We start from the raw sequence: 17,808 nt of genomic DNA on the forward strand, positions 1-17,808 counted from the left end.
CCAGCCCGTGCAAATGGGCCGCACTTGGCTTTCCCACTTGCGTTCAAGGCTCTGAACGCGCAATGCGCGGGGCGATGACTGCACAAGTGATTAACCTGCGTTCACGTGAGACGCAGCCGTCCCTGGCTCCCATGCTCGCCCTGACTGCGGCAGGCATGAACAGCGTCAATTCCGTCATTCTCGACCGCATGCAAAGCGAGATCCCGCTGATCCCCGCGCTGGCCGGGCATCTGATCTCGGGCGGCGGCAAGCGCATGCGCCCGATGCTGACGGTCGCGGCGGCTGAGCTGTGCGGCTACCAGGGCAATCGCCACCACAAGCTGGCGGCGGCAGTCGAATTCATCCACACCGCGACCCTGCTGCACGACGACGTCGTTGACGGTTCGGACCTGCGGCGCGGCAAGGCGGCGGCCAACATCGTCTTCGGCAATCCGGCGACGGTCCTGGTCGGCGACTTCCTGTTTACCCGCGCTTTCGAACTCATGGTCGAGGACGGCAGCCTGCGCGTCCTCAAGATCCTCTCGAAGGCCAGCTCGATCATCGCCGAGGGCGAGGTCGACCAGTTGACCGCCCAGCGCAAGATCGAGACGAGCGAGGAGCATTACCTCCAGATCATCGGTTCGAAGACCGCGGCACTGTTTGCCGCCGCGACCCGGATCGCCGCCGTTGTGGCGGAGAAGAGCGAAGCCGAGGAGCAGGCGCTCGACGCGTATGGACGCAATCTCGGGATTGCCTTCCAGCTCGTCGACGATGCCATCGACTACGATTCCGAAGCGGCCGAATCGGGCAAGGACAAGGGCGATGACTTCCGTGAGGGCAAGATGACCCTTCCGGTCATCCTCGCCTATGCCCGCGGCAGTGAGGAAGAGCGCAAGTTCTGGCAGGAGGCCATCGCCGGCTTCCGGACCGAGGACGAGGACCTTGCTCATGCGGTCGAACTGATCAACCGCCACAAGTGCGTCGAGGCGACCCGTGAGCGGGCGCGTCATTTCGCCCAGCGCGCCATCGATTCGATTGTAGGCTTCCCCAGCGGCGAAGCGCGCAATGCGATGGCCGAGGCTGTCGAGTTCGCGGTGGCGCGTCGCTACTGACGTGGCAAAGCCACGGTTCGTCAGATTGCGGGCGCCTGCAACAAAGCTGTAATTGCGATGCGCGGTTTCGGCCCCTATTGAGGCCGGCCATGCGCTCCGAGCTCAATCGGGCTGTCACCGGCTATCAGCCCGGTTCGCCCCAACAACGTATCGTTTCTTCCCTGCTATCCGCGGGCGTGATCCTGCTCGTCCTGCTTCTGGCGATCTACCAGAGCGGCGTGGTGAGCCTTCCAGAGAAGCGCAACAATCCGGTCACCTTCGATGTCACCGGGCAGGAGAAGGACAAGGGCGAGAAGGCGGACGACAAGCCCAAGGCCGAGGAAAAGAAAGAAGAAAAGAAAAAGGTCGAGCCGGTCCAGAAGGAAGAGGTGAAGAAGCCTCCAGTCATTACCCCGCCGGTCGAGAAACCGGTGGTGAAGAAGCCTGCCTTTACCTTCCTCAAGCTCTCGCGCGAGGATTTCGCTTCGGCAGACATCGGTCAGATGAAGGCACCCGCGCCGACGACCAGCAGCGAATCGGGTAGTGGATCGGGTTCGAGCTATGGTCCCGGAGAAGGGCCGGGCGGGGCGATTCTCTATCGGGCGCAGTGGTACCGCGAGCCGAGCGGCGCCGAACTTGGCGGGTACATTCCCGCCAATGCCCCGCGCACGGGCTGGGGCGAGATCGCCTGCCAGACGATCGAGAATTACAAGGTCGAGAACTGCCAGATCCTCGGAGAATCGCCGCTCGGCTCAGGCTATGGGCGCGCGGTACAGAACGCGGCGTGGCAGTTCCAGGTCGTCCCGCCGCGGATCAACGGTAAGCCGCAACTCGGAACCTGGGTGCGCATCCGGATCGATTACGGGACGAAAATGGCCGGTTGAGGCTTCAGATCGGTCAGGCCGCGCGAATCGACTGCGGCCGCACCTCGTCGATATGCGCGATCAGATCTTCGAGTGGCATGGGCCGGGCAATGAAGAAGCCCTGCGCCAGCGCGAAGCCAGCCACCCTTGCGCTCAAAAGCTGGTTTTCGGTCTCGATGCCTTCGATTACGCAGTCCAGCGAGAGGGCGCGGGCCAGGCTGCGGATCGCCTCGATCAGGCGGCGGCCTTTCGTTTCGTCCAGTCTCGCCGCAAAGCTGCGGTCGATCTTGACCATGTCCAGCGGCAATTGATGGAGCGATGAGAGGCTGGAGTAGCCGGTACCGAAATCGTCCAGCGCAATGCGCACGCCGTTGCGACGCAGGCGCTTCAGGGCGCTGCGGGCATTGTCGAGTTCGGTGATCAGTGAGCTTTCGGTGATCTCGAACAGCAGGCGGCGCGGGGAATGGGTCATTGCCCTGATCCGCTCCAGCAGGGCGTCGATGGTTTCCGCATCGCCGACGTCCTTGCCTGAAAGATTGAACGTAAGCCCCATGTCTTCGGGGATCCGATCGAGCGAGGCGAGCGCCTTGTCGAAGAGGGCGAGCGTCACCTGCCGTGCACGACCGACGCGCTCGGCCGAAGCGATCAGCATTTCGGGCGGCACCCGGCCGATGGTCGGAGAATTCCACCGCGCAAGGCATTCGACGCCTTTGGGAATCATCGTTTCGGTGTTGATGATCGGTTGGAAGACGACGGACAACTCGCTCAGGAGATCGGCGGCCTGCAACGCGGAATCGAGGGCCTGTTCAGACCGGACCAGTTTTTCCAGTTCCGACGTGAAGCGCACGCACTGCCCGCGCTTGTTCTTCTTGGCGTGATAGAGCGCGAAGTCGGCGTGGTCGTAAAGGATGCTCGCGGATTTGGCCGCTGCCGGATAGGGGGCGATACCGGCGGAACATCCGACGGAGACGATCACGTCGCCCAGTCTGGCAGGCTGCCGGATTGCGGTGAACAGCGCATGGGTGACGGCCTCGGCCTGTTCGAGCCCACCGGCCGAGATGATACCGAATTCGTCGCCCCCCAATCGGGCAATGACGACATCGGCCGGGCACAGCGTCATCATCCGCTCGCCCAGAAGCTGCAGCAGCCGGTCGCCTTGCCCATGGCCGTGAGTATCGTTGATCGGCTTGAAACGGTCGAGGTCGATGAGCCCGACACAAAACCGGTCCTGCGGCTGCGCGCATTCCAGCAGCCCTTCCAGCGTCGCGAAGAAATAGCGGCGGTTGGGCAGTCCGGTGAGGGCATCGGTCATGGCCAGACGGGCATTTTCCTCGCCAAGGGCCTGTGCCTGCCGCCTCTCGCTGCTGAGGTCCCTTTGCGTGCTTTCCAGATGGACGAAGGAAGCATAGGAATCGCGCAGGATTTTCAGCACAACCAGGGACACCAGCGCGATATTGACGGCGATGGCAACCATCACCGCGCTGCCTGACAGCCAACTGTAGACCAGAAAGCTGCCCAGTACGGAGACATTCAGCAATGTCGCCGCCATCGGCAGGAAGCTCAGGCAAAAGGTGCAGCCCAGCACGGTTATGGCGATGAAGATCGCGAAGTGGCCGCGCTCGTAAGGACCGCCGTACTGGACCAGGACCGTTGCCCAGGCAAGGCAGGCCATGGCCAGCAGCAGGGATATGAAGAGGGTTGCCCGCAGGCGTTGCCGTGCGCGCTCGGGATCCAGATCGCTTGCCGACAGCGGGCGCATCCAGGTGAGCATGCGGATGATGCTGAATGCGACAAGCCCTGCCGGAACCGAGAGCGTCAGGTACTCGGGCGCGAGGTCGCGATGCGTGAAGGCGAAAATGGCGGAGTTGACGGCGACAAGGCCATACAACGGCGGAACCTGTTCGCGCAGGCGAAGATACTGCGCCACCGGCAGGGGATGTTGCCCTGGCCTGTAAGATCGGGGCTTTGTGCGCGTTTCGTCTGACAACTGATTAGGCTCCTGACGAATTCAGGTATCGAATAATGGTTTACGTTTGGTACATGCGATACGCGCGCCAGGACGGATGACCCTGAACGGGTTCTGGTGAGGCCTTCCTTCGGCCCGGCACTCCATCTAAGGGACCGGGCGTGACCAGTCTGCCGATCCATGCTGTCCTGCCGGACCTTCTTCAGGCTCTGAGCGAGCGCACCGCCTGTGTGCTGATCGCTCCGCCCGGCGCCGGCAAGACGACGGCCGTAGCGCCCGCCCTTCTGGGCGAATCCTGGTGCGACGGCACGATCATCCTGCTTTCGCCACGCCGCGTGGCGGCGCGCGCCGCTGCAGAGCGCATGGCCGACATGCTCGGCGAGAAGGCGGGTGAGACGATCGGTTACGTGACGCGCCTCGATACGAAGCGCTCCGGCAAGACGCGCGTCCTGGTGATGACCGAGGCGATCTTCGTTTCCTCGATCCTTTCCGACCCGGAACTGCCTGGGGTCAGCGCCGTCCTGTTCGACGAGGCGCACGAACGTCATCTCGACAGCGATCTCGGCCTAGCACTCGCGCTCGAGACCCGCGAAGTGCTGCGCGACGACCTGCGCGTGGTGGTCATGTCGGCGACGATCGACGGCACGCGGTTTGCGCGATTGCTCGGCAACGATGCGCCGGTGATCGAAAGCGAGGGCAAGTCGTGGCCTCTCGCGATCCGCTGGCTGGGCGCTTCGCCCGACCTGCGGATCGAGGACGCAGCGACATCGGCGATCCTGACTGCATGGCGCGAGGAGGAGGGTGACATCCTTGCGTTCCTCCCCGGCGTGCGCGAGATCGATCGGGCAGCAGAACGTCTCGCGGAGAAGCTGCCTGCCGCACTCGTTCTCCCTCTGCACGGGCAATGCGAGCCTGCCGCGCAGCGCGCTGCCATTCGCCGCGATCCGCAGGGGCGCCGCCGTGTCGTGCTATCGACCGCGATTGCCGAGACCTCGCTCACGCTCGACGGCGTTTCGATAGTGGTCGACTGCGGCCTGTCCCGCCGTGCCGAATTCGACAAGGCTGCGGGTGTGACCCGGCTCGTGACGCATCGGGCGAGCCGGGCTTCGGCGGCCCAGCGCGCTGGCCGTGCGGCGCGTCAGCAGCCCGGAACCGCCTATCGCCTTTGGGAAGAAGCTGGCCACGCGGGCCGTCCGGAATTCGATCCGCCGGAAATGCTGACCAGCGATCTGGCGCCGCTGACGCTTTCGCTGGCGCAGTGGGGAGCGGGCGATCCGGCGACCATGGCCTGGCTCGATCCTCCTCCGGCCGCGGCGCTCGATGCCGCGCGCAGCCAGCTTGCCGCTCTCGGGGCGCTTGATGGGGAAGGGCGGATCACTCCTTTCGGCCGCGACATGGCCAGCCTGCCGCTCGACCCGGCTCAGGCGGCCATGGTTCTGGGTGCAGGGGCGTTCGGCGCAGAGACGGTGGCTGCCCGGCTCGCCTTGCTCCTGCAGGAGCGCGGTCTCGGCGGCCGCAGCGAGGACCTGGCACAACGACTTGCGCGATGGGAGGCAGACCGCTCGCCGCGCGCACAAGCCTCTCGCAAGCTGGCCGATGGCTGGGCCCGCCGCGCTTCGGTGCTGATCGAGGCACGGCCCGAAGGCATGGATGTAGACAAGACAGGCGCGGATGTGCCGGTCGGCGTGCTTCTTGCGCTGGGACGGCCCGACATGGTCGCGCGCCGCCGCGATGCATCGGGCGAGACCTGGCTGTCCGCAGGCGGCAGGGGCTACATCCTCGACCCGACATCGCCGCTCGCCTCGCGAGACTGGATGGTGATCGGCGATGCTCAGGGGCAGGCGAAAGGTGCGCGCATCCTGTCCGGAGCTTCGCTGGAGGCGTCCGAAGTAGATGCCTGGCTGACAGAACGGATCGAGCGGCGTTCGATCCTGCGCTGGAACGATGCCGAGGGCCGGGTGGAAGCCCGGCAGGAGCGGCGGATTGGCGCGATCACTCTCGCAAGTGGCCCCGATCCGTCCCCCGATCCCGATGCCATTGCGGCATTCCTGCTCGATCGCGTGCGCGACAAGGGGCTGGCTCTGGTTCCGTTCGGCAAGAGCAGCCAGTCGCTGCTGCGTCGCGCCCGTTTCGCCGGGCTGAAGGCGCTGGGCGAAGAGGCGATGCTTGCCGACCTCGAGACATGGCTTGGGCCTCTGGTCGTTCGTCGTCTCGACTCTATAGACAAGGGCGCCCTGCACTCGGCCTTGCTGGGTCGCCTGACCTGGGATGACCAGCAGGTGCTTGAAAGGCTGGCCCCGGCAGAGTTTCGCAGTCCCGCCGGTTCGAGCCACGCGATCGACTACGAGGACGAGGGCGGGCCGAGCGTTGAAGTGCGCGTGCAGGGACTGTTCGGTCTCGATAGCCATCCGACTTTCGGTCAGCCGCCGCAGCCCCTGTTGCTCAAGCTGACTTCGCCTGCCGGTCGCCCCATCCAGACCACGCGCGATCTTCCCGGCTTCTGGCGTGGATCGTGGCGCGACGTGCAGCGCGACATGAAGGGCCGCTATCCCAAGCATCGCTGGCCGGATGAGCCCTGGGCCGAAGACCCCAGTCTCAAGACCCGCAATGCCTTCGAGGCTTCGCGCCGACGCTGAGATTCGTACGCGGTGTTCGCGCGATCACGCCCACAATCTCCCGGGACAATCGCCTGAGGTGTGATTCCGGCTTGATTTCCGGCGCGATTCGGAGGCAAAGCGAGCGCCATGAGTGCACGTATCTATCAGCGCCCGAAAAATGCCATGCAGTCCGGCAAGGCACTGCTGGATCAGTGGATCCTCGATTTCGTTCCGGCCGAGGCAAAGAAGCCCGATCCCCTGATGGGTTGGGCCGGTTCCGGTGACATGAATCAGCAGGTCCAGCTCAAGTTCCCCACTTGTGAGGAAGCCAAGAGCTACGCCGATCGGTACGGCATCGACGCGGTGGTCCATTCCACCCCGCCGCGCCGCCTGAAGATTCAGGCCTACGCCGACAATTTCCGTTGATCTGAAATAGTTGCACCCGGTTCGCGAACCGGGTCTTGCAATCCGGACAAACGCCAGCCATATGGCGCTCCGGGAGTCGGGTGGACGTTTGCGTTCGCGAACCTGGTCAGGTCCGGAAGGAAGCAGCCAAAACGGATTGCGACGGGTCGCTCGGCTCCTTTACCCCACATCGTCGCCCCCCCCCCTTACGCGCTTTAGGCTGCGGGGAAATGCGCCTTCCAAGCGCACCGGCAACTTGGCCGGGGACAGACTGTGGAGCTTTCTCCTTTCCCCCTGACAACCGGCTCTCCAGCGCCTAGTTTGGATGGTGATGGACGATTCACGCGACATGTTCGGCGATGCGCCCCCCTGGCTCAATGAGGAAGAGGAGGAGACTCCCCCTTCGGCGGCCGAGCTGGAAGCGGCCGGGCAAGCCTCTATGTTCGGCGATCCCGAACCGGCATCGCCCCCGCCTTCGGCATCGCCTTCGCCGACCGCTGCCGAAGTGCCGGCGCCAGAACCCGAATCGCAGGCGCTGTTCGAACCGGTAGCTGAGCCTGCACCTGCGCCCGAAGTCGCCGCTCCCGAGCCGAAAGCACAGGCACCTGAACTCGCGCCCAAGCCCGCACCGGCAAGCCCGCCTGCCGGAACTTCCGCGCAGCCCTATCGCGTGCTGGCCCGCAAGTACCGTCCGCAGACGTTCGACGAACTGATCGGGCAGGAGGCGATGGTCCAAACCCTCGCCAATGCGATCAAGCGAGACCGGCTGGCCCATGCCTTCCTGATGACCGGCGTGCGCGGTGTCGGCAAGACGTCGACCGCGCGGCTCATCGCCAAGGCGCTCAACTGCATCGGCCCGGACGGGCAGGGCGGTCCGACGATCAATCCCTGCGGTCAGTGCGAACCGTGCGTGGCAATCGCCGAAGGGCGCCATATCGACGTGATCGAGATGGACGCCGCCTCGCACACCGGTGTCGACGACGTGCGCGAAATCATCGAGGCGGTGCGCTACGCGGCCGTTTCCGCGCGCTACAAGATCTACATCATCGACGAAGTCCACATGCTGTCGCGCAATGCATTCAATGCCTTGCTCAAGACGCTTGAGGAGCCGCCGGCCCACGTGAAGTTTCTCTTCGCGACCACGGAAGTGGACAAGCTGCCGGTCACGGTCCTTTCGCGCTGCCAGCGATTCGACTTGCGCCGCATTCCGACGCCGATGCTCGCGGAGCACTTCGCCAACGTCTGCGGCAAGGAAGGCGTGGAGGCCGAGGAAGAAGCCCTGTCGATGGTGGCCGCCGCTGCCGAAGGGTCGGTGCGCGACGGCCTCTCGATTCTCGACCAGGCCATCGCCCATGCCGATCTCGACGGCGAGGGGCAGGTGCGGGCCGAGAAGGTCCGCGACATGCTGGGCCTTTCCGACAAGTCGGTGCAGCGCAAGCTGCTGGGCGCGATCCTGGACGGCGAGGGCGCGGCTCTGCTGGAGCTGATCGCAAGGCAATTCTCGCTGGGGATCGAGCCGATCGCGATGATGCGGGGCCTCATGGACCTCACCCATCGCATCGCTGTCGCCCAGGTGGCCGGTGAGGTGGTCGATGCCCATGCCGCCGAGGAACGCGACGCGATCGAGGCCTGGGCCAAGGCGCTCAAGGCAGGGCAGGTTCACCGTCTCTGGCAGCTCATGCTCAAGGGGCATGACGAAGTGAAGTCGGCGCCCGATCCGCTGGTGGCGGCGCAAATGGCACTGCTGCGGATCATGCATGCCTCGGACATGCCCGACCCCGGCTCGCTGGTGCGCAAGCTGGAAGAGATTGCAGCGCGTGCGCCGGCAGTGGCGCCTGTTGCTGGCGAAGGCGGATCGGGCGCGGGCGGCCCGGCCGCAAGCGCAACGGCTCCTGCTGCCATCGCGCCGCGCTGGGAAGCGCTGGTAGACGATGTCGAGCACATGGGCGAACTTTCTATCGCCAACACCATGCGCATGCAGGTCCGCGTCGTCGAGCTGGGACCGGGACTTTTGCGCTATTCGCAGCCGCCCGGCTTTAGCGAGGATATTGCCGGTCTCATGCGCGGGGCGCTGGCCAAGGCGACCGGTGAACGCTGGCAGGTCGAGAAAGTGGAAGGCCAGGGCGCGCCGACGATCGTAGAGCAGGCCGAGACGCAGCGGGCAGCCGAAGGCGAAGCCGTACGCAATGCCCCGCTCGTGGCTGCTACGATAGCTGCCTTTCCCGACGCCGAATTGATACAGGATGACCGTCCGGCCGCGATTGGCGGCGGCGGTCGACAGTGGAGACGTTGAGATGAAGTCCATGGAAGAGATGATCCAGGCTGCCCAGCAGGCTGCCGAGACCATCCAGAAGCAGATGAACGAGACCCAGGCGAAGCTGGATCAGATGGAAGTCGAAGGTCTTTCCGGCGGTGGTCTCGTTAAGATCCGTTGCTCGGCCAAGGGGCGCGTCATAGGCGTCTCGATCGACGACAGCCTGATGCAGCCGACCGAAAAGCAGATGCTCGAGGACCTGATCGCCGCCGCTTACAACGACGCGCGCGTCAAGGCGGACTCGGTTGCGAACGAGGAACTGGCCAAGGCGCAGCAGGGCATGGGCCTGCCGCCTGGTTTCAAGATGCCGTTCTGAAGCGAATGAGAATTCGGCTGCGAAATGCCCTCCTTCGGGAGGCGTTTCGTCATGCATTGCAGAGCCCCGGCGCCAATCGCGCCGGGGTTTTGCTTATAGGGATAATTGCTTGGGAGAATGCCAGCACTTCCACAGTCTTTGGTAATCTATGCATTGCGTAGTGGACAGAACTCCCCATATCGTCCCGGATTGACGGGAGGTCTGACCGAGATCGTCCCGCTCGCGATGAAATGGATATGACTGTGAACCTGCTTCCACTCCTTCCCCTGCGTGACATCGTCGTCTTCCCCGGCATGGTTGTGCCGCTTTTCGTCGGTCGCGAGAAATCCGTGGCCGCGCTGGAAGCAGCCATGGCCGGCGAGAAGGACATCTTCCTGCTCGCGCAGCTCGACCCCGGCTGCGACGATCCCGATCGCGACGATCTCTATGACACCGGCGTGATCGCCAGCGTGCTGCAGTTGCTCAAGCTGCCGGACGGAACTGTGCGCGTGCTCGTCGAAGGACAGGAGCGCGCCCGCATTGAATCGCTGCGTGCCGAAGAGACCGCCGAAGGCGAAATGCTTGTTGCAGAGGTCGAGAAGATCGAGGCCAGCGAGTCCGAGGGCACCGAAGTCGAAGCGATGATGCGCTCGGTGGTGGAGCAGTTCAACGAGTACGCCAAGCTCAACAAGAAGCTCTCGCAGGACGCGGGCGACCAGTTCGGCGAGATCGACGATGCAGGCAAGCTGGCCGACACCGTCGCCGCCCAGCTGTCGGCGAAGGTTTCGGACAAGCAGGCCGTGCTCTCCGAGGCCGATCCGCTCAAGCGCCTCGAGATGGTCTATTCCTTCATGGAAGGCGAACTTGGCGTCCTGCAGGTCGAGCGCAAGATCCGTGGCCGCGTGAAGCGGCAGATGGAGAAGACGCAGCGCGAGTACTACCTCAACGAACAGCTCAAGGCGATCCAGTCCGAGCTGGGTGGCGGCGACGGCGAGGAAGCCAACGAACTGCAGGAACTGCAGGACAGGATCGAGAAGACCAAGCTGTCCAAGGAAGCGCGCGAAAAGGCGATGGGCGAGCTCAAGAAGCTCAAGTCCATGCAGCCGATGAGCGCCGAGGCGACGGTCATCCGCAATTACCTCGATGTCCTGCTCGGCCTGCCCTGGGGCAAGAAGGCGAAGCTCAAGCGCGACATTTCCGAGGCCCAGACGATCCTCGATGCCGATCACTACGCGCTCGACAAGGTCAAGGACCGTATCATCGAGTATCTCGCCGTTCAGGCGCGCACCAACAAGCTCAAGGGGCCGATCCTGTGCCTCGTGGGGCCTCCGGGCGTCGGCAAGACCTCGCTCGGCAAGTCGATTGCCAAGGCGACCGGGCGCGAGTTCATCCGTCAGTCGCTGGGCGGCGTTCGCGACGAGGCCGAGATTCGCGGTCACCGCCGCACCTACATCGGCTCGCTGCCGGGCAAGATCATTACCAACCTCAAGAAGGCCGGCAAGTCGAACCCGCTGTTCCTGCTCGACGAGATCGACAAGCTGGGTCAGGACTTCCGCGGCGATCCTGCCTCGGCCCTGCTCGAAGTGCTCGATCCCGAACAGAACGCCAAGTTCCAGGATCACTACCTTGAACTGGACTTCGACCTGTCGGACGTGATGTTCGTGTGCACCGCGAACAGCCTCAACCTGCCGCAGGCGCTGCTCGACCGCATGGAGATCATCCGCCTCGAAGGTTACACCGAGGACGAGAAGGTCGAGATCGCCGAGCGTCACCTGATCCGCAAGCAGGTGGAAGTCCACGGCCTCAAGGACGAGGAATTCACGCTGACCCAGGAAGGCCTGCGTGACCTGATCCGCTACTACACCCGTGAGGCGGGCGTGCGCACGCTGGAGCGCGAGATTGCGCGTCTTGCACGCAAGTCGCTGCGCCAGATCCTCGAAGGCAAGGCCAAGAGCGTGACGATCACGCCTGAAAACCTTGCCGACTATGCCGGCGTGCGCAAGTTCCGCCACGGCGTGGGCGAGGAAGAGAATCAGGTCGGCGCCGTCACCGGCCTCGCCTGGACCGAAGTCGGCGGCGAACTGCTGACGATCGAAAGCGTCACCGTCCCGGGCAAGGGCGCCATCAAGGCGACCGGCAAGCTGGGCGAAGTGATGAACGAATCGATCCAGACGGCCTTCAGCTTCGTGAAGGCACGTTCGCCCGCCTACGGCATCAAGCCGTCGGTCTTCCAGAAGAAGGACATCCACATCCACCTTCCCGAAGGTGCGGTGCCCAAGGACGGTCCTTCGGCCGGCATCGGGATGGTCACGTCGATCGTCTCGACCCTGACCGGGGTGCCGGTGCGCAAGGATATCGCCATGACCGGCGAAGTTACCCTGCGCGGCCGCGTCCTGCCGATCGGTGGCCTCAAGGAAAAGCTCCTGGCGGCGCTGCGCGGCGGAATTACCACCGTTCTGATCCCGGAAGAGAACCGCAAGGATCTCGCCGAAATCCCTGAGAACGTGAAGGAAGACCTGGAAATCATCCCGGTCTCTCATGTGGATGAAGTGCTCTCGCAAGCGCTTACGGAGGCGCTGGAAGAAATCGAGTGGACCGAGGCCGACGAATTGGCCGCGGCCCCCGCGCACAGCTCCTCTCCGTCGGCAACCGCACACTGAAGTTGAAACGGGCGCCTGCAATTCCGGAAGGGAAGGCAGGCACCCGTCGGTAACTTTCAGTCGCGTTTGCCTGCCTGAAAGAAATGCCAGTGCGCTGCGGCCTTGTGTCGCGCGCGGACTGGCGCTAACGCGCCGCCTTCGTGCACGCACGAACGCCGGGCGCGAATTGAAACTGGAAAGGTCTTGAAATGGGTTACCGGGTAGCCGTTGTCGGTGCGACCGGAAATGTCGGCCGCGAAATGCTCAACATCCTCGCCGAGCGCGAGTTTCCCTGCGACGAGATCGCAGCGGTTGCTTCGCCGCGCTCCACCGGCATGGAGATTGAATTTGGCGAGACCGGCAAAAAACTCAAAGTAAAGAACATCGAGCACTTCGATTTCACCGGTTGGGACATTGCGCTCTTCGCCGCGGGATCGGGGCCGACCAAGATCTATGCGCCCAAGGCTGCCAGCCAGGGCTGCGTCGTGATCGACAACTCGTCGCTCTATCGCATGGAGCCCGACGTTCCGCTGATCGTGCCTGAAGTCAACCCGGACGCCATCGACGGCTACACCAAGCGCAACATCATCGCGAACCCGAACTGCTCGACTGCGCAGATGGTTGTCGCGCTCAAGCCGCTTCACGATGCCGCCAAGATCAAGCGCGTCGTCGTCTCGACCTACCAGTCGGTTTCCGGCGCGGGCAAGGCGGGCATGGACGAGCTGTTCGAGCAGAGCCGTGCGATCTTCGTGGGCGACCAGGTCGAACCCAAGAAGTTCACCAAGCAGATCGCCTTCAACGTGATCCCGCACATCGACGTCTTCCTCGACGACGGCTCCACCAAGGAAGAGTGGAAGATGGTCGTCGAGACCAAGAAGATCCTCGATCCGGCGGTGAAGGTTCAGGCCACCTGCGTGCGCGTGCCGGTCTTCGTCGGTCACGCCGAATCGATCGCGCTCGAATTCGAGAACGAGATTTCGGCCGAGCAGGCCCAGAACATCCTGCGCGAAGCGCCGGGCATCATGCTCGTCGACAAGCGTGAAGACGGTGGATACGTCTCGCCGATCGAATGCGTCGGCGACAGCGCGACCTACATCAGCCGCGTCCGCGAAGACCCGACGGTCGAGAACGGTCTGGCCCTGTGGTGCGTTTCGGACAACCTGCGCAAGGGCGCAGCCCTGAACGCAGTTCAGATCGCCGAGCTGCTTGGCCGCCGTCATCTGAAAAAGGGCTGAGTTATGATAGGTTTCCTTCCATGGACCCGAAGGAAACCTATTCGCCACTGAATTGCCCCAAGCCTGTCGCCGAGGGCATCTGGATTTTTGACGGCCTGATGATCCGCATGGATCTCGGGCCGTTCAAGATTCCGTTCCCCACGCGCATGACGGTCGTGCGGCTGGGCGATGGAACCTTGTGGATCCATTCGCCGATTGCGCCGGACGAGGACCTGTTTTCGGCCGTCGATGCCCTGGGGTCGGTGCGACACGTGATTGCGCCGAATTCCATCCATTATTGGTACATGGCCGACTGGCTCGAGCGCTATCCCGGTGCCCGCAGCTATGCCGTCCCCGATCTGGCCACAACGGCCAAGCGCCCCTTCCGGATCGATCATCCGCTGATGGATGGTGCGCGTTTCGCATGGGAAAGCGAAATCGACTGGATCCTGGTGCCGGGCACAAAGGTTAGCGAAGCCGTGTTCCATGTCCCTTCCGCAAGGACGGTGATCCTTGTCGACCTGATCGAGAATTTCGAGGCGGCAAAGCTCTCCAGCCCCTTGATGCGCTTCATGCTGAAGCTCGTCGGCGGCCTCGATCCCAATGGCATGGCGCCACTCGACCTGCGCATGACATTCCGGCCCAAGCGCAAGCAGGTGCGAGAGCGGTTGCAGCGCGTGGTGGACTGGCAGCCCGAGAAAGTGATCATGGCCCATGGCCGCATCTACGATCGGGACGGCGCCCAGGAACTGCGCCGTGCCTTTCGATGGGCGATCTGAAAAAGCCTCAGGGTCTCCCCGATTTGATCTTGCGCATGGCGACCGATGCCTTCGGCGGCAAGGATGCAAATCGAAAGGGGCCCGATGATGTCGAAGAGCAATTTCAAGGACTGGCCGAACATGGCCAAAAATCTCAAACCGGCGGTAGGTGAACTCAGGCGCGCGGCGCCAGGACCGATGCAGGCCTTCGCGGACATGGGCAAGGCGGCGCTTCAGCCGGGAGCTCTCGATACAAAGACCAAGGAACTGATTGCCCTGGCGATCTCGGTCGCGGTGCGCTGCGATCCTTGCGTGACCTACCACGCGTCTGCGGCGCAGCGCGCGGGCGCCGGGCGCGATGAAGTGGCCGAGGCGATGGGGCTGGCTGTCTATATGGGGGCGGGTCCTTCCGCGATGTATGCCGCGCAGGCGCTCGAGGCTTTCGACCAATGGCAGGAAAAGGCAGAGGGCTGACCCTTTTGCGCGCGGGGCGACTGGTCTAGCTTCAGGGCATGACCAGAACCATGACCGGCGGCTGCCAGTGCGGTCGCATTCGCTATTCCGCGCAGATCGAGAACGACGAGGCATACCTGTGCCATTGCCGCATGTGCCAGAAGGCGACCGGCGGGTTTGCCGCTGCCTTCGTGCAACTGGCGACGGCCGGTGTCGTCTGGGATCATGAGCCGGAGTGGTACGCCAGTTCCCCGGTGGCACGGCGCCCGTTCTGTTCGCATTGCGGCACGCCGCTGGGCTTCGACTTCATCGAATCGAGCGGGAACATGGACCTGACGCTGGGCAGCTTCGACGAGCCGGGATATTTCCGTCCGGTCGCCCATGCCGGCTGCGAAAGCTTGCATGAAAGCTGGCTCGATACCAAGGACCTGCCACGGCATTACAGCGCGACGACGGAAAGCGTCGCGTCGCGCTGGAAGGCCGCAGGTCTGGAGGTTCCCGAGTGAGCGAATTGCGCAAGGATTACATCGAAAGTTTCGGCGGCACGCGTCTGGCGGTTCATACCATCGGGCAGGGGCGCCCGCTGGTGCTGGTCCACGGCCTGTTCTCCAGTGCCGAGGTCAACTGGATCAAGTACGGCAATGCGCAAATCCTCGCCGGGGCCGGCTTTGAGGTAATCATGCCCGACCTGCGCGCGCACGGCGAAAGCGAGGCACCGCACGATCCGCAGGCCTATCCCGAAGACGTACTGGTCGAGGACCTGACGCTGCTGGTCGCCGAACTCGGCCTGTCGGACTACGACCTTGGCGGCTTCTCGCTCGGCGCGCGCACTTCGGTGCGCGGCGTGCTGGCGGGTCTTTCGCCGCGCAAACTGATCCTTGGCGGCATGGGCCTGTCCGGACTGTCGGGTTGGGCGCGGCGCAGCGCGCATTTCGTCGATGCCATCGACCGTTTCGGTTCGATCGAGCGGGGAGACCCGGCCTTCATCGCGCAGGCCTTCATGAAGTCGATGAAGATCGACCGGATCGCCGCGCGTCTGTTGCTCGGATCGGTCGACGATACTTCTGCCGATGCGATCGCCCGGATCACGATGCCCACGCTGTGCGTATGCGGAAAGGACGACGGCGACAACGGATCGGCGCAGGAACTGGCCGAGGCGCTGCCGCAGGGGCGCTATGTCGAGACGCCGGGCAATCACATGTCCTCGGTCACCTTCAAGGACATGGGCCGCGCCATGGCTGAATTCCTCGCCGCGTGAGCACGCCTGTCCTGACCCGCTAGGCCAATTCTGGGGGTGATTTTCCTGCTCGGTTGAACTTGTGTCGGGCGCGGCTAGTCTTGCCCCATCGCAAAATACCGAGAGGCAAAATCCCCCCATGAAATTTGCATCTACCGCATTGGCTGCGCTGGCCGTCAGTCTGGCCGTTCCGGCCGTGGCAAAGGACGCTGCAGCCGATTATCCGATGACGCCCGATGGCGCCGCCCGGTTCGTCGCGGCTGCCGAAAAGGACCTGTTCGACGCTTCGGTCGACAATGCCCGGATCAACTGGGTTAATTATACCTACATCACCGAGGATACCGACGCGCTCGTTGCCCAGTCGAACGCGGCGATCACCGAAAAGCAGGTCGATTATGCGGTCGAGGCTGCGAAGTACGCCAGGGTGCAGGGGCTCGACGCCGATGTCGCGCGCAAGCTGGGCGTCCTGCGCCAGGGCATTGTCCTGCCCGCACCGACCACGCCGGGCGCTGCCGACGAACTGAGCGCGATCACCACGCGCCTGTCCTCGACTTACGGCAAGGGGAAGGGCGCGCTCGACGGCAAGCCGATCAACGGTTCGGACATCGAGGCCGAGATGGGCAACCTCGACCATACCCCGGCCGAATACGCCGAGATGTGGGAGAGCTGGCACGACAATGTCGGCAAGCCGATGAAGGACGACTACGCCAAGATGGTGACCATCGCCAACGAAGGGGCGAAGGAGCTTGGCTATTCCGACGTCGGCGCGATGTGGCGTTCGGGCTACGACATGACGCCGCAGCAGTTTTCGGCCGAAACCGAACGGCTGTGGCAGGAAGTGAAGCCGCTTTACCTCGCGTTGCACACTTACGTGCGCCACAGGCTCAACGCCAAGTACGGCGACCGGGTCCAGCCCGACACCGGGCCGATCCGTGCCGACCTGCTGGGCAACATGTGGGCGCAGGAATGGGGCAACATCTATCCGCTGGTGGCACCGCAGGGCGCAGGCGACCTGGGCTACGACATCGGCGACCTGCTCAAGGCCAAGGGCAAGACTCCGCTCGACATGGTGAAGACGGGAGAGGGCTTCTATTCCTCGCTCGGCTTTGCGCCGCTGCCGGACACGTTCTGGACCCGCTCGATGATCACCAAGCCGCGCGACCGCGAAGTGATCTGCCACGCTTCGGCATGGGACGTCGACAACAAGGACGACATCCGCATCAAGATGTGCACCAAGGTGAACTCGGACGACTTCGTCACGATCCACCACGAACTGGGGCACAATTACTACCAGCGGGCCTATAACAAGCAGCCCTATCTCTACCTCAACGGCGCCAACGACGGCTTCCACGAGGCAATCGGAGACTTCATCGCGCTCTCGATCACGCCGCAGTACCTCGTCGACATCGGCCTGCTCGACAAGAGCAAGGTCCCGAGTGCGGACAAGGACATCGGCCTGTTGCTGCGTCAGGCGATGGACAAGGTGGCCTTCCTGCCCTTCGGCCTGCTGATCGACCGCTGGCGCTGGGGCGTCTTCGACGGTTCGATCCGGCCCGCAGATTACAACAAGGCATGGACCGACATGCGGCTCGAGTATCAGGGTATCAAGCCGCCTGTGGATCGCCCAGCCGATGCCTTCGATCCCGGCGCGAAGTACCATATCCCGGGCAATACGCCCTACACGCGTTACTTCCTTGCCCGCATCCTCCAGTTCCAGTTCTATCAGGCGGCGTGCCAGCAGGCAGGCTGGAAGGGGCCGCTGCATCGCTGCAGCTTCTACGGCAACAAGAAGGTTGGCGAGAACCTCGACCGCATGCTGGAGATGGGCATGTCCAAGCCCTGGCCCGAGGCGCTCAAGGCTTTCACCGGTTCGAGCAAGATGAGCGCGAAGCCGATGCTTGAGTATTTCGCTCCGCTCAAGAAGTGGCTGGACGAGCAGAACAAGGGCCAGAAGCAGGGTTGGTAAGTTCTGAGCCGCTCCGACAGCATTGCTGCCG

Annotated in this window: 15 protein-coding genes and 1 other RNA gene; 15 read left to right on the top strand and 1 reads right to left on the bottom strand. The window is 63.8% G+C overall.

The window, feature by feature from the left end; translation table 11 throughout:
- Positions 1 to 74: 74 nt before the first annotated feature.
- Positions 75 to 1,091 (top strand): polyprenyl synthetase family protein, encoded by a 1,017-nt coding sequence (locus B5483_RS02710; RefSeq protein ID WP_079729851.1) that lies wholly within the window; start codon positions 75 to 77, stop codon positions 1,089 to 1,091.
- Positions 1,092 to 1,180: 89 nt separating this feature from the next.
- A complete protein-coding gene (locus B5483_RS02715; protein ID WP_079729394.1) occupies positions 1,181 to 1,954 on the top strand; it encodes a hypothetical protein in 774 nt (257 codons plus the stop codon).
- Positions 1,955 to 1,967: 13 nt separating this feature from the next.
- Here the strand turns inward: B5483_RS02715 and B5483_RS02720 are convergent, their stop codons facing one another.
- A complete protein-coding gene (locus B5483_RS02720; RefSeq protein WP_054947803.1) occupies positions 1,968 to 3,860 on the bottom strand; it encodes a putative bifunctional diguanylate cyclase/phosphodiesterase in 1,893 nt (630 codons plus the stop codon).
- 200 nt (positions 3,861 to 4,060) lie between these two features.
- Between B5483_RS02720 and hrpB the strand changes: the two genes are divergently transcribed.
- The 13 genes from hrpB to B5483_RS02780 all read left to right on the top strand — a co-directional run bounded on the left by hrpB (position 4,061) and on the right by B5483_RS02780 (position 17,777).
- Entirely contained in the window at positions 4,061 to 6,535 is a 2,475-nt protein-coding gene (hrpB, locus tag B5483_RS02725) for an ATP-dependent helicase HrpB (protein ID WP_079729395.1), read from the top strand.
- 108 nt (positions 6,536 to 6,643) lie between these two features.
- Complete coding sequence (locus tag B5483_RS02730; RefSeq protein ID WP_054947801.1) at positions 6,644 to 6,922, top strand: ETC complex I subunit; 279 nt, start codon at positions 6,644 to 6,646, stop codon at positions 6,920 to 6,922.
- A gap of 69 nt (positions 6,923 to 6,991) precedes the next feature.
- Positions 6,992 to 7,086, top strand: an RNA gene (ffs, locus tag B5483_RS02735) — signal recognition particle sRNA small type.
- Positions 7,087 to 7,232: 146 nt separating this feature from the next.
- A complete protein-coding gene (locus tag B5483_RS02740) occupies positions 7,233 to 9,194 on the top strand; it encodes a DNA polymerase III subunit gamma/tau (protein WP_176167938.1) in 1,962 nt (653 codons plus the stop codon).
- Position 9,195: 1 nt separating this feature from the next.
- Positions 9,196 to 9,531: a YbaB/EbfC family nucleoid-associated protein gene (locus tag B5483_RS02745; RefSeq protein WP_054947800.1), complete on the top strand. Its 336-nt coding sequence runs from the start codon at positions 9,196 to 9,198 to the stop codon at positions 9,529 to 9,531.
- A gap of 236 nt (positions 9,532 to 9,767) precedes the next feature.
- Positions 9,768 to 12,170, top strand: coding sequence for an endopeptidase La (gene lon / locus B5483_RS02750; protein WP_231634779.1), 2,403 nt, complete (start codon positions 9,768 to 9,770; stop codon positions 12,168 to 12,170).
- Between the two features lie 188 nt (positions 12,171 to 12,358).
- A complete protein-coding gene (locus B5483_RS02755) occupies positions 12,359 to 13,384 on the top strand; it encodes an aspartate-semialdehyde dehydrogenase (protein WP_054947798.1) in 1,026 nt (341 codons plus the stop codon).
- 20 nt (positions 13,385 to 13,404) lie between these two features.
- A complete protein-coding gene (locus tag B5483_RS02760; protein WP_079729396.1) occupies positions 13,405 to 14,142 on the top strand; it encodes a DUF4336 domain-containing protein in 738 nt (245 codons plus the stop codon).
- On the top strand, positions 14,130 to 14,294 hold the full coding sequence (locus tag B5483_RS23110; RefSeq protein ID WP_176167918.1) for a hypothetical protein: 165 nt from the start codon (positions 14,130 to 14,132) through the stop codon (positions 14,292 to 14,294). The genes B5483_RS02760 and B5483_RS23110 overlap by 13 nt, the downstream gene beginning before the upstream one ends.
- Positions 14,263 to 14,595 (top strand): carboxymuconolactone decarboxylase family protein, encoded by a 333-nt coding sequence (locus B5483_RS02765; protein WP_217698187.1) that lies wholly within the window; start codon positions 14,263 to 14,265, stop codon positions 14,593 to 14,595. Before B5483_RS23110 ends, B5483_RS02765 begins: the two co-directional genes overlap by 32 nt.
- A 38-nt stretch (positions 14,596 to 14,633) precedes the next feature.
- A complete protein-coding gene (locus tag B5483_RS02770) occupies positions 14,634 to 15,080 on the top strand; it encodes a GFA family protein (RefSeq protein WP_054947796.1) in 447 nt (148 codons plus the stop codon).
- Positions 15,077 to 15,832, top strand: coding sequence for an alpha/beta fold hydrolase (locus B5483_RS02775; protein WP_079729397.1), 756 nt, complete (start codon positions 15,077 to 15,079; stop codon positions 15,830 to 15,832). The genes B5483_RS02770 and B5483_RS02775 overlap by 4 nt, the downstream gene beginning before the upstream one ends.
- A gap of 118 nt (positions 15,833 to 15,950) precedes the next feature.
- Positions 15,951 to 17,777, top strand: a complete 1,827-nt coding sequence (locus B5483_RS02780; protein ID WP_054947794.1) for a M2 family metallopeptidase — start codon at positions 15,951 to 15,953, stop codon at positions 17,775 to 17,777.
- The last annotated feature ends 31 nt before the right edge of the window (positions 17,778 to 17,808 follow it).

This window comes from Novosphingobium mathurense, assembly GCF_900168325.1.
Lineage (GTDB): Bacteria > Pseudomonadota > Alphaproteobacteria > Sphingomonadales > Sphingomonadaceae > Novosphingobium > Novosphingobium mathurense.